Below are 12312 nucleotides of genomic sequence, written 5' to 3'. Positions count from 1 at the left end.
GCTACTCGTGGGTACTCCTTGTCATTTCGCTTTATTCGAGCTGCAGCCGAGTTTTCGGCTGGACCTTGAGCAGCTTGCCACGCGCTACCGAGAGTTGGCGCGTGGGGTGCACCCGGACCGCTTCGCTGACGCTTCCGAGCGTGAGCAACGCCAGGCCCTGGAACAGTCGGCCAGCCTCAACGAGGCCTATCAGACACTGAAGAACCCACCCAAGCGCGCGCGATACCTGCTTGCGATGAACGGTGGCGAGTTGCCGATTGAAGTCACGGTGCATGATCCTGACTTTCTGATGCAGCAGATGCAGTGGCGCGAAGAGCTCGAAGAGCTGCACGACGAAGCCGATGTGGCCGGTGTCGCTGTCTTCAAGCGTCGTCTGAAAGTGGCCCAGGATGAGCTCAACGAAAGCTTCGCAGCCTGTTGGGATGATGCTGCGCAACGCGAGCAGGCCGAACGCCTGATGCGGCGCATGCAGTTCCTCGACAAGCTCACCTACGAAGTGCGCCAGCTAGAAGAGCGCCTCGACGATTAACCCAGTGCTGCCCGTGATGCACGCCTGATAGACAGATAAGACCTGATTACCATGGCATTACTGCAAATCGCCGAACCCGGCCAAAGCCCTCAGCCGCACCAGCGCCGCTTGGCGGTGGGGATTGACCTGGGCACCACCAATTCCCTGGTTGCTGCCGTGCGCAGCGGCCTGTCCGAGCCGCTGCCCGACGCTGATGGCCAAGTCATCCTGCCCTCGGCCGTGCGCTATCACGCGGATCGCACCGAAGTCGGTGAGTCGGCCAAGCTGGCGGCGTCTACCGATCCGCTGAACACCGTACTGTCGGTCAAGCGCTTGATGGGTCGTGGATTGTCCGACGTCAAGCAGCTCGGCGACCAATTGCCGTACCGCTTTGTCGGTGGCGAATCGCACATGCCGTTCATCGACACCGTCCAGGGCCCAAAAAGCCCGGTGGAAGTGTCAGCCGATATCCTCAAGGTGCTGCGCCAGCGTGCAGAAACCACCTTGGGTGGCGAACTGGTTGGCGCAGTGATCACGGTTCCCGCCTATTTCGACGACGCACAGCGCCAAGCCACCAAGGATGCGGCAAAGCTCGCCGGCCTCAACGTGCTGCGCCTGCTCAACGAGCCGACTGCTGCGGCTGTGGCCTACGGGCTGGATCAGCACGCCGAAGGCCTAGTCGCTATTTACGATTTGGGCGGCGGCACGTTTGATATTTCGATCCTGCGCCTGACCGGCGGTGTGTTCGAAGTACTGGCCACTGGTGGCGATAGTGCCCTTGGCGGCGATGACTTTGACCACGCCATCGCAGGTTGGATCATTGCCAGTGCCGGCTTGTCCGCCGATCTGGATCCAGGCGCGCAGCGCAACCTGCTGCAAACCGCCTGTGCCGCTAAAGAAGCGCTGACTGACGCCTCCTCTGTTGACGTTTCCTACGGTAGCTGGTCGGCCCCGCTGACGCGGGATGCCTTTGACGCCTTGATCGAGCCAATGGTTGCTCGCAGCCTCAAGGCCTGTCGCCGCGCCGTACGTGATTCCGGTATCGAGCTGGAAGAGGTTGGTGCGGTGGTTATGGTTGGCGGTTCGACGCGTGTACCGCGTGTTCGTGACGCCGTGGCTGAAGCCTTTGGTCGCCAGCCACTGACCGAAATCGACCCGGATCAAGTGGTCGCCATCGGCGCCGCGATCCAGGCCGATACCCTGGCCGGCAACAAACGCGAGGGTGGCGAACTGCTGCTCCTCGACGTGATTCCGTTGTCGTTGGGCCTGGAGACCATGGGCGGTCTGATGGAGAAGGTGATCCCACGTAACACCACCATTCCCGTCGCCCGCGCCCAGGACTTCACGACTTACAAAGACGGCCAGACGGCCATGATGATTCATGTGCTGCAAGGTGAGCGCGAACTGATCAGTGACTGCCGCTCCCTGGCGCGCTTTGAATTGCGTGGCATCCCGGCCATGGTTGCCGGGGCTGCGAAGATTCGCGTGACCTTCCAGGTCGACGCCGACGGCCTGCTCAGTGTCGCTGCCCGTGAACTGGGTTCGGGCGTTGAAGCCAGTATCCAGGTCAAGCCGTCCTACGGCCTCACCGACGGCGAAATCGCCAAAATGCTCAAGGACTCGTTCCAGTATGCCGGTGACGACAAGGTCGCCCGTGTGCTGCGCGAGCAGCAAGTGGACGCCCAGCGCCTGCTTGAAGCGGTGCAGGGCGCCCTTGAGGTCGACGGCGAGCGCTTGCTGGATGCCGAAGAACGCATGGTCATCGACCTGCAGATGCAAGAGCTGGCCGAATTGATGAAAGGCAACGATGGTTACGCCATCGAACAGCAGACCAAGCGCTTGTCGCAAGTGACTGATGCCTTTGCCGCCCGCCGTATGGATCAGACGGTTAAAGCCGCGCTGGCGGGCCGCAACCTGAATGAAATTGAGGAATAACTGATGCCGCAGGTCACTTTTCTACCGCACGCCGAACATTGCCCTGAGGGCATGGTCGTGGAGGCTGAGACCGGCAAGTCCCTGCTCGACGTCGCCCATGACAACCACATCGAGATCGAAAGTGCCTGTGGCGGCGTCAATGCCTGCACCACCTGTCACTGCATCATTCGTAAAGGTTTCGACAGCCTAAATGAGGCTGACGACCTGGAAGAAGACTATCTTGATCGGGCGTGGGGGCTGGAGCCGACGTCGCGCCTGAGTTGTCAGGCGAAAGTGGGGACTGAAGACATTACCGTCGAAATCCCGAAATATTCGCTTAACCATGCGGCCGAAGCGCCGCACTGATGGTGACACTGTCATGAGCTATGGTTGGAATGATGTACAACGCATCGCAGAAGAGTTGGCCGAAGCCAAGCCGGATGTGAATCCGTTGACCGTTAACTTTGTCGATCTCCAGCACTGGATCATGGAGCTTCCCGATTTCGACAGTGCCTCTGGCCGTTGTGGCGAGAAGGTCCTGGAGGCTGTCCAACAGCTCTGGATCGAAGAAATCGACTGATCGACCTGGCAGGTTAGGCAATACCCCTGAACCCGCGTATAATTCGCGGGTTTAATTTTTCGTAAATTACCGTTTCTGGAGTTACACCATGGCTGTTCAACGTACTTTCTCCATCATCAAGCCTGACGCCGTTGCAAAAAACGTCATCGGTGAGATCACCACTCGTTTCGAAAAAGCCGGCCTGAAGGTTGTAGCTTCGAAACTCAAGCAACTGTCCAAGGCTGAAGCTGAAGGCTTCTACGCTGAGCACAGCGCTCGTGGCTTCTTCGGCGACCTGGTTGCCTTCATGATCTCCGGTCCTGTTGTTGTTCAGGTTCTGGAAGGCGAAAACGCTATCGCTCTGAACCGTGAGCTGATGGGCGCTACCAACCCTAAAGAAGCTGCTGCCGGCACCATCCGTGCTGACTTCGCTGAATCCATCGACGCCAACGCTGTACACGGCTCGGACTCCGAAGCTGCCGCTGCTCGCGAAATCTCGTACTTTTTCGCTGCTACTGAAGTAACCGCTCGCTAAGCATTGGCTTAAAGAGTGAGGGTGAATCCATGACTACATCGACTGTTAAAACCAACCTGCTGGGTCTGACCCAGCCGGAAATGGAGAAATTCTTCGACTCAATCGGGGAGAAGCGCTTCCGTGCCGGTCAGGTAATGAAATGGATTCACCACTTTGGTGTCGACGATTTCGACGCCATGACGAACGTCAGCAAGGCCTTGCGCGACAAGCTCAAGAGCATTGCTGAGGTCCGTGGTCCCGAAGTGGTCAGCGAGGACATCTCCACCGACGGTACCCGTAAATGGGTAGTGCGCGTGGCGTCCGGCAGCTGCGTCGAGACCGTGTACATCCCCCAGGGCAAACGTGGCACCTTGTGCGTTTCGTCCCAGGCAGGCTGTGCCCTGGATTGCAGTTTCTGCTCCACCGGCAAGCAAGGCTTCAATAGCAACCTCACTGCCGCCGAAGTCATCGGCCAGGTGTGGATTGCCAACAAATCCTTTGGCAGCGTCCCGGCGACCGTCGACCGTGCCATCACCAACGTGGTGATGATGGGCATGGGTGAGCCGCTGCTGAACTTCGACAACGTGATTGCGGCCATGCACCTGATGATGGACGACCTGGGCTACGGCATTTCCAAGCGCCGTGTGACCCTATCGACCTCCGGCGTGGTACCGATGATCGATGAGCTGGCCAAGCACATCGACGTCTCCCTGGCGTTGTCGCTGCACGCACCCAATGACGCATTGCGTAACCAATTGGTGCCGATCAACAAGAAGTATCCGCTTAAGATGCTGCTCGAATCCTGCCAGCGCTACATGGCGACCTTGGGTGAGAAGCGCGTATTGACCATTGAGTACACCATGCTCAAGGACATCAACGACAAGGTCGAGCACGCGGTCGAGATGATCGAGTTGCTCAAGAACACTCCGTGCAAGATCAACCTGATCCCGTTTAACCCGTTTCCCCATTCTGGCTACGAGCGGCCGAGCAACAACGCCATCCGTCGTTTCCAGGATCAACTGCACCAGGCCGGCTACAACGTCACCGTACGCACCACCCGTGGTGAGGACATCGACGCCGCCTGTGGCCAATTGGTAGGACAGGTGCTGGATCGCACCCGTCGCAGCGAACGTTATATCGCCGTGCGTGAACTGAATGCCGCCGACGAGATGCCGCAAATCGCTGTGAATCGAATCTGAGAGAGGATCTCTATGCCCTTGCGCCTCGCGCTGCTTCTGCTTGTTACCAGCCTTGCGGCCGGTTGTGTTTCATCGGGTCATGAGAGCCCTTTGCAAACCGGTAAAGCCCGTGATGAGGCGCGAGTTGCCTATGTGCAATTGGGCTTGGGCTACCTGCAGCAGGGCATGAGCGAGCAGGCCAAGGTGCCGTTGAAAAAAGCCCTTGAGCTGGACAGCAACGACGCCGATGCCAATGCCGCACTGGCCTTGGTCTTTCAGGCCCAGGCCGAGCCTGAACTGGCCGACCAGTATTTCAAAAAGGCACTGGCCTCCCGTCCTGCCGATCCTCGGCTGCTGAACAATTACGGCAGCTTCCTGTTCGAACAGAAACGTTATGACCAGGCTTCCCGTTATTTCCAGCAAGCCTCCGCTGACACACTCTATCCAGAGCGTTCGCGGGTGTTCGAGAACCTCGGGGTGACCTCAATGCGTCTTGGCCAGCGTGACAGCGCTCGTCAGCAGTTGGAAAAAGCCCTGCACCTGAACAGTCGCCAGCCACGGGCATTGCTCGAAATGGCTGAGTTGTCTTACGAAGACAGGCATTATGTGCCGGCACGTGACTATTACGCGCGTTTTAGCCTGCTCAGCGGGCAAAATGCACGTAGTCTATTGCTCGGTGTGCGCCTGGCGACCGTTCATGACGAACGCGACACGGCCGCACATTTTGGCCAGCAACTCGAACGACTCTATCCCGGTACGCCGGAATATCAGCAATACCTGTCGGAGCAATGATGAAAGCGGCGCACCCGGAAGTTGTAGCAGCTAATCGCGTAAACCCAGGCGACACCTTGCGTCAGGCCCGCGAAAGCAATGGTTGGTCGCTGGCGGAAGTGGCCCTCAAGCTCAATTTGACCACCACGTCCCTGGGCAATCTGGAAGCCGGCGCGTTCGATAAGTTGCCTGGGCACACGTTCGCCCGCGGCTATATCCGCGCCTACGCCAAATTGCTGGGTATCGACCAGACCGTTCTGGTTCAGGAGTTCGACCAGTTCACGGGTACCGACTCCCAGGGTAGCAGTGTTCATGGCCTGGGTCGTATCGAAGAGCCGGTGCGCGTTTCCCATACCATTTTGCGAATCGTCAGCCTGTTGCTGCTGATTGCGGTGATCGGCGGCGGGTTTGTCTGGTGGCAAGACCAGACCTCCCAGCGCAGCAAGGACCTGACCAGCAACGCGATGGAGCACGTCGAAGTCGAAAGCGCCGACGGCACCACCCAGATCCATCCATTGGACGAGCCGGAAGACCAGGCTGTTGCCGAGGGCCAGGCCACGTCTGAAGCCCCGCTCGCGACCGAGCAGCCGACACCTGAGACCGCTCCTGCGGCAACTGCCGCTGCGCCCGCTCCTGTAACGCCGGCGACCCCGGCAGTACCAACTGCCCAGGCCCATACGCCGGTCGCACCTGCGCCAGCGACTCCCGCACCGGCTGCGCCCGCTATTTCACCGCCTACCACCCCAGCATTGATCGCTGGCGACGGGCGCGTACAAGTGACCTTCGTTGCCGACTGCTGGACGCAAGTCACCGATGGCAATGGCAAAGTGTTGTTCAGCGGTCTGAAGCGCAAGGGAGATACGCTTGACCAGGGCGGCAAGCCTCCTCTGACGCTGCGTCTGGGCTTCGCCCGTGGCGCGCAAGTGGCCTACAACGGCCAGCCTGTGGACGTGGCGCCGTTCACCAGTGGCGAGACAGCTCGCATCAAGTTGGGACAATAGTCATGCACGGCGAATCTCCAATCAAACGTCGCGTATCGCGCAAGATCTGGGTCGGCTCAGTGCCGGTGGGTGGCGACGCCCCCATCGCGGTACAGAGCATGACCAATAGCGACACCAATGATGTGGCCGCCACCGTGGCCCAGATCAACCGCCTGGAAGCTGCTGGCGTTGACATCGTGCGGGTTTCGGTACCGGACATGGACGCTGCAGAGGCTTTCGGCCGCATCAAGCAGCTGGTCAAGGTGCCGCTGGTTGCCGACATTCACTTCGACTACAAGATCGCGTTGCGCGTGGCCGAACTGGGTGTGGACTGCCTGCGTATCAACCCGGGCAACATCGGTCGGGAAGACCGTGTGCGCGCCGTGGTGGACGCTGCCCGTGATCGCGGCATTCCGATCCGCATCGGCGTCAACGCCGGTTCCCTGGAAAAAGACCTGCAAAAGAAATACGGCGAACCGACTCCGGCGGCGCTGGTTGAGTCGGCATTGCGCCACGTTGAGCACCTTGAGCGCCTGAATTTCCAGGACTTCAAGGTCAGCGTAAAGGCCTCCGACGTGTTCATGGCGGTTGAAGCCTACCGCCTGCTGGCCAAGGAAATCGTGCAGCCGTTGCACCTGGGTATCACCGAAGCTGGCGGTTTGCGCTCAGGCACAGTGAAATCTGCGGTGGGTCTCGGTATGCTGCTCGCCGAAGGGATTGGCGATACTATCCGCATCTCGCTGGCGGCAGACCCTGTAGAGGAAGTGAAAGTCGGCTACGACATTCTCAAATCCCTGCGTTTGCGTTCCCGTGGCATCAACTTCATTGCCTGCCCGAGCTGCTCGCGGCAGAACTTCGACGTGGTGAAAACCATGAACGACCTGGAGTTGCGCCTTGAAGACCTGCTGGTGCCGCTGGATGTCGCAGTGATTGGCTGTGTGGTCAATGGGCCAGGTGAAGCCAAGGAGGCCCATGTGGGCTTGACCGGTGGTACACCGAACCTGATCTACATCGACGGCAAGCCGGCGCAGAAGTTAACGAATGACAATCTGGTGGATGAGCTCGAAAGACTGATCCGCGAGAAAGCGGCCGAAAAGGTTGCAGCTGACGCAGCGCTGATCGCTCGCGGCTGACTGAACGAATTTAAGGATTTGATGTGAGCAAGTCTCTGCAAGCCATTCGTGGCATGAACGACATCCTGCCGGAGCAGACGCCTCTGTGGCGCTATTTCGAGAATACTGTCGCACGTCTGCTGGATAACTACGGTTACAAGCAGATCCGCATGCCGATCGTCGAGTTCACCGAGCTGTTCAAGCGCTCCATCGGTGAAGTGACCGATATCGTCGAAAAAGAGATGTACACCTTTGAAGACCGCAACGGCGACTCCCTGACCCTGCGTCCGGAAGGCACTGCCGCGTGCGTGCGCGCCGTGCTTGAGCACGGACTCACCGGTGCAGGCCAGCCGCAGAAACTGTGGTACATCGGCCCGATGTTCCGTCACGAGCGTCCACAGAAAGGCCGTTATCGTCAGTTTCACCAGATCGGCCTTGAAGTGTTCAACATTGACGGCCCGGATATCGACGCCGAGCTGATCGTACTCACCTGGCGTCTGTGGGGCCTGCTCGGCATCCGCGACGCGGTCAAGCTTGAGCTCAACAGCCTGGGCACCAGTGAGTCCCGCGGCCGCTACAAAGTGGCCTTGGTCGAGTACCTCTCGGCTCATCTGGACAAGTTGGACGAAGACAGCCAGCGCCGCCTGAAAACCAACCCGCTGCGCGTGCTGGATACCAAGAACGCCGACACCCAGGCCGTGCTGGTCAACGCGCCGAAAATGGCCGATTACCTGGACGACGAGTCGCGCATTCACTTCGAAGGCCTCAAGGCTCGTCTGGATGCGGCCGGTATTCCGTTCGTGATCAACACCAAGCTGGTACGTGGCCTCGATTACTACAGCAAGACCGTATTTGAATGGGTCACCGACAAACTCGGCGCCCAGGGCACCGTGTGCGCGGGTGGTCGCTATGATGGCCTGGTCGAGCAGATGGGCGGCAAGCCGACCAGCGGTGTGGGTTTTGCCATGGGCATCGAGCGGCTGATCTTGTTGCTGGAAACCCTGGAACAAATCCCGGAAGAAATTTCCCGTCAGGTGGACGTGTACCTGTGCGCCTTTGGCGAGGCAGCCGAACTGGCGGCCCTGGCCCTGAGCGAAAAAGTACGCGACCAATTGCCGAACCTGCGCCTGCAGGTCAATGCTGGCGCTGGCAGCTTCAAGAGCCAGTTCAAGAAGGCCGACAAGAGCGGTGCGCTGTATGCACTGATCCTCGGCGATGACGAACTTGCCCAGCAAGTGATAGGTTTCAAACCCCTGCGTGGCCAGGGCGAGCAACAGAACATTGCCTTTGATGCGCTCGCTGCGCACTTGGCCACCTGCGTCGTGCAGGGTTGAAGCTGTCGAACAGCCGAATTTAGCGATTAAGGAGTATTGGGGTGTCGAGTACTGATGATGAGCAACTGGCCGAGTTCAAGGACTGGTGGCAGCGTAACGGCAAGCCCCTGGTTACTGGCGGTCTGCTGGCTTTAGTGGTGGTGTTCGGCTGGCAAGCCTGGACCAAATATCAGGCCAACCAATCCCAAGGCGCCTCTATCGTTTATCAGCAATTGCTGGAAACCACCCTGACGCCAAGCGGCAAGCCTGACCCTGCACAGGTTGCAGACCTGGCCGGCAAGCTGAAAAACGAATTCGGCGGTAGCACCTACGCCCAATACGGCAGCCTGTTCGTCGCGAAAGTCGCGGTCGACACCGGCAAGCTGGATGATGCAGCCACCGAGCTGAAAGCAATCGCCGACAAACCGACCAACCCGACTCTGGGTGAAATCGCACGTCAGCGCCTGGCTCAGGTATTGGCGGCACAGAACAAGGCTGACGAAGCACTCAAACTGCTCGACGGCGATGCGGACAAGGCATTTGTAGCCACTCGCGAAGAGCTCAAGGGCGACCTGTTGGTCCAATTGGGTCGTACCGACGAAGCCAATGCTGCGTACAAGAAAGCCAAGGCGGCGCTGTCTGATGAAGCGGCGGTCGGTGGCTTACAAATCAAGCTCGACGACTTGGCCAAAGGGGATGCGTGACGTGATCCGTTGGAAACATGCAGCATTGCTGGCTCTGGCCGTTCTGGCCGCGGGTTGCAGCAGCAACAGTAAAAAAGAACTGCCTCCGGCCGAGCTGACCAGCTTCAAGGAAGAAGTCGTCCTGCAAAAGCAGTGGAGCCGTTCCATCGGTGACGGTCAGGGCGAAACCTACAACATGTTGGTACCGGCTATCGACGGTGACAACATTGTGGCCGCTGACGTGACCGGCGTAGTGATCTCCATGGATCGCATGAACGGTGACGTGAAGTGGAAGAAAGACCTCGAATTGCCTGTCTCCGGCGCCGTAGGCGTGGGTTACGGCCTGGTGATGGTCGGCACGCTGAAGGGCGAAGTGGTTGCCCTGGATTCCAGCACCGGTGAAGAGAAATGGCGCGCTCGCGTGACCAGTGAAGTCCTCGCACCGCCTGCCACCAACGGCGACATCGTTGTGGTGCAGACCCAGGATGACCGTGTCATCGGTCTGGATGCCGCTACCGGCAACCAGCGCTGGTTGTACGACAGCACCCCTGCGGTGTTGACCCTGCGCGGTACCAGTGGTCCGGTTGTGACCAACAATCTGGCCGTCGCAGGCCTGTCGACCGGTAAAGTGGTCGCCCTGGACACCCAGAACGGCGTGCCGGCCTGGGAAACCCGTGTGGCCATCCCGCAGGGTCGTTCCGAGTTGGATCGCGTAGTGGACATCGACGGTGGCTTGCTGCTGTCGGGTGAAACCCTCTACGTCGCCACCTACCAGGGCCGCGTTGCTGCGCTGGACCTGCAGAGCGGCCGTGTTAACTGGCAGCGTGATGCTTCCAGCTACGCCGGTGTCGCCCAAGGGTTTGGCAGCGTCTACGTCAGCCTGGCGTCCGGCACCGTTGAAAGTGTCGACGAGCGTTCCACCACCGCGTTGTGGAGCAACGACTCCCTGGCTCGCCGTCAGCTGTCGGCACCGGAAGTGTTTTCCAGCTACGTAGCGGTCGGCGACTTCGAAGGCTACCTGCACCTGCTGAGCCAGGTGGACGGTCGCTTTGTAGGTCGTGAGCGTATCGACAGTGACGGCCTGCGTGCGCGTCCGCTGGTCGTGGGTAACATGCTTTATGTGTATGGCAACAGCGGCAAGCTGGAAGCCCTGACCATCAAGTAAGAACTATGCTTGGGGTAACACCCAGGCGGCCCCGCTTCGGCGGGGCATGCGGCATCTGACGATGCTGCCCCGAGCACCAGCCGCTGCCCTGCAGCGGCTTTTGTATTTTCTGAAATAACGAAGTGGAGAGCCGCATGGTTCCCGTAATCGCCCTGGTGGGCCGACCTAACGTCGGCAAGTCCACCTTGTTCAACCGCCTGACCAGGACTCGCGACGCCATTGTCGGCGACTTGTCCGGTCTGACCCGTGATCGCCAATACGGTGAGGCAAAGTGGCAAGGGCGCTCCTACATTATTGTCGACACCGGTGGTATCTCCGGTGATGAGCATGGCATGGACGAAAAAATGGCCGAGCAGTCGCTGCTGGCCATTGAAGAAGCCGATGTCGTGTTGTTCCTGGTGGACGCCCGCGCGGGCTACACCGCCGCCGACCAGATGATTGGCGAGCACCTGCGCAAGCGCAACAAGCGTTCCTACCTGGTCGCGAACAAGATCGATAACATCGATCCTGAGGCGGCCCGTGCCGAATTCAGCCCGATGGGCCTGGGCGATGCGATCCCGGTCGCCGGCGCCCACGGTCGCGGCATCACCCAGATGCTGGAAATCGCCCTCAGCACCTTTCCCAAGGATGACGCTGAGGAAGAGGAAGGTGAAGAAGAGATCGTTGCCGAAGGTGAGGAAGCCAAGCGCATTCCTGGCCCGAGCGAAAAAGACGGTATCAAGATCGCCATCATCGGTCGCCCTAACGTCGGCAAGTCGACCCTGGTCAACCGCATGCTCGGTGAAGACCGTGTAATCGTCTACGACGAACCCGGTACCACCCGCGACAGTATCTACATCCCGTTCGAGCGTAACGACGAGAAGTACACGCTGATCGACACCGCCGGTGTGCGCAAGCGCGGCAAGATCCACGAGGAAGTTGAAAAGTTCTCCGTGGTCAAAACCCTGCAAGCGATCAAAGACGCCAACGTGGTGATCTTCGTGATGGACGCCCGCGAAGGCGTGGTGGATCACGACCTCAACTTGCTGGGCTTTGCCCTGGAAGCCGGTCGTGCCCTGGTCATCGCGATCAACAAGTGGGACGGCATGACGCCGAGCGAGCGCGATTTCGTGAAGATCGAGCTGCAACGTCGGCTGTTCTTCGTTGAGTTCGCCGATATCCACTTTATCTCGGCACTGCACGGCACCGGCGTGGGCAACCTCTACGCGTCCGTACAGAACTCGTTCAAATCCGCAGTCACCCGCTGGCCGACCAACCGCCTCACCCAGATCCTGGAAGACGCGGTGGGCGAGCACGCGCCGCCGATGGTCAACAACCGCCGGATCAAACTGCGTTACGCCCACTTGGGTGGTGCCAACCCGCCGATTATCGTGATCCACGGTAACCAGATCGAGAAGGTGCCCAAGTCCTACGTGCGTTACCTGGAAAACACCTACCGCCGTGTCTTGAAACTGGTCGGTACGCCGATCCGTATCGAGTTCAAAGGTGGCGAGAACCCATACGAAGGCAACAAGAACACACTGACAGACCGTCAGGTGAACAAGAAGCGTCGTTTGATGACTCACCACAAGAAGGCCGACAAGAAGCGCCGCGATAAGAAATAAGCGCCGCTTTG

At 59.4% G+C, this 12312-nt stretch carries 13 protein-coding genes; all 13 read left to right on the top strand.

Features of this window, described 5'->3' with window-relative positions:
- Positions 1-7 precede the first annotated feature (7 nt).
- The 13 genes from hscB (at position 8) to der (ending at position 12301) form a co-directional block, all read left to right on the top strand.
- Positions 8-529 carry a co-chaperone HscB gene (gene hscB, locus DNK50_RS26515; RefSeq protein ID WP_099585619.1) on the top strand — a complete coding sequence of 174 codons (522 nt, stop codon included), beginning with the start codon at positions 8-10 and terminating at the stop codon, positions 527-529.
- Between the two features lie 51 nt (positions 530-580).
- Entirely contained in the window at positions 581-2443 is a 1863-nt protein-coding gene (hscA, locus tag DNK50_RS26510) for a Fe-S protein assembly chaperone HscA (protein WP_099585618.1), read from the top strand.
- Between the two features lie 3 nt (positions 2444-2446).
- Positions 2447-2788: an ISC system 2Fe-2S type ferredoxin gene (gene fdx / locus DNK50_RS26505; RefSeq protein ID WP_099585617.1), complete on the top strand. Its 342-nt coding sequence runs from the start codon at positions 2447-2449 to the stop codon at positions 2786-2788.
- A gap of 13 nt (positions 2789-2801) precedes the next feature.
- Complete coding sequence (gene iscX, locus DNK50_RS26500) at positions 2802-3002, top strand: Fe-S cluster assembly protein IscX (RefSeq protein ID WP_078734574.1); 201 nt, start codon at positions 2802-2804, stop codon at positions 3000-3002.
- Between the two features lie 88 nt (positions 3003-3090).
- A complete protein-coding gene (gene ndk / locus DNK50_RS26495) occupies positions 3091-3516 on the top strand; it encodes a nucleoside-diphosphate kinase (protein ID WP_003175956.1) in 426 nt (141 codons plus the stop codon).
- A 29-nt stretch (positions 3517-3545) separates the two neighbouring features.
- Positions 3546-4694 carry a 23S rRNA (adenine(2503)-C(2))-methyltransferase RlmN gene (gene rlmN, locus DNK50_RS26490; RefSeq protein ID WP_112196677.1) on the top strand — a complete coding sequence of 383 codons (1149 nt, stop codon included), beginning with the start codon at positions 3546-3548 and terminating at the stop codon, positions 4692-4694.
- A gap of 12 nt (positions 4695-4706) precedes the next feature.
- Positions 4707-5465, top strand: a complete 759-nt coding sequence (pilW, locus tag DNK50_RS26485) for a type IV pilus biogenesis/stability protein PilW (protein WP_112196676.1) — start codon at positions 4707-4709, stop codon at positions 5463-5465.
- Entirely contained in the window at positions 5465-6445 is a 981-nt protein-coding gene (locus tag DNK50_RS26480; RefSeq protein ID WP_099585614.1) for a RodZ family helix-turn-helix domain-containing protein, read from the top strand. Before pilW ends, DNK50_RS26480 begins: the two co-directional genes overlap by 1 nt.
- 2 nt (positions 6446-6447) lie before the next feature.
- A complete protein-coding gene (ispG, locus tag DNK50_RS26475) occupies positions 6448-7557 on the top strand; it encodes a flavodoxin-dependent (E)-4-hydroxy-3-methylbut-2-enyl-diphosphate synthase (protein WP_099585613.1) in 1110 nt (369 codons plus the stop codon).
- A 23-nt stretch (positions 7558-7580) separates the two neighbouring features.
- Positions 7581-8870, top strand: a complete 1290-nt coding sequence (gene hisS / locus DNK50_RS26470) for a histidine--tRNA ligase (protein WP_099585612.1) — start codon at positions 7581-7583, stop codon at positions 8868-8870.
- Positions 8871-8911: 41 nt separating this feature from the next.
- Positions 8912-9553, top strand: a complete 642-nt coding sequence (locus DNK50_RS26465; protein ID WP_099585611.1) for a YfgM family protein — start codon at positions 8912-8914, stop codon at positions 9551-9553.
- Complete coding sequence (bamB, locus tag DNK50_RS26460) at positions 9546-10697, top strand: outer membrane protein assembly factor BamB (RefSeq protein WP_099585610.1); 1152 nt, start codon at positions 9546-9548, stop codon at positions 10695-10697. Before DNK50_RS26465 ends, bamB begins: the two co-directional genes overlap by 8 nt.
- A gap of 134 nt (positions 10698-10831) precedes the next feature.
- A complete protein-coding gene (gene der / locus DNK50_RS26455; RefSeq protein ID WP_112196675.1) occupies positions 10832-12301 on the top strand; it encodes a ribosome biogenesis GTPase Der in 1470 nt (489 codons plus the stop codon).
- Positions 12302-12312: the final 11 nt, after the last annotated feature.

Source organism: Pseudomonas sp. LG1E9 (assembly GCF_003290225.1).
GTDB lineage: Bacteria > Pseudomonadota > Gammaproteobacteria > Pseudomonadales > Pseudomonadaceae > Aquipseudomonas > Aquipseudomonas cyclaminis.
The sequence above is the reverse complement of the archived record's forward strand: the minus strand, read 5'-3'. Positions and strand labels throughout refer to the sequence as shown.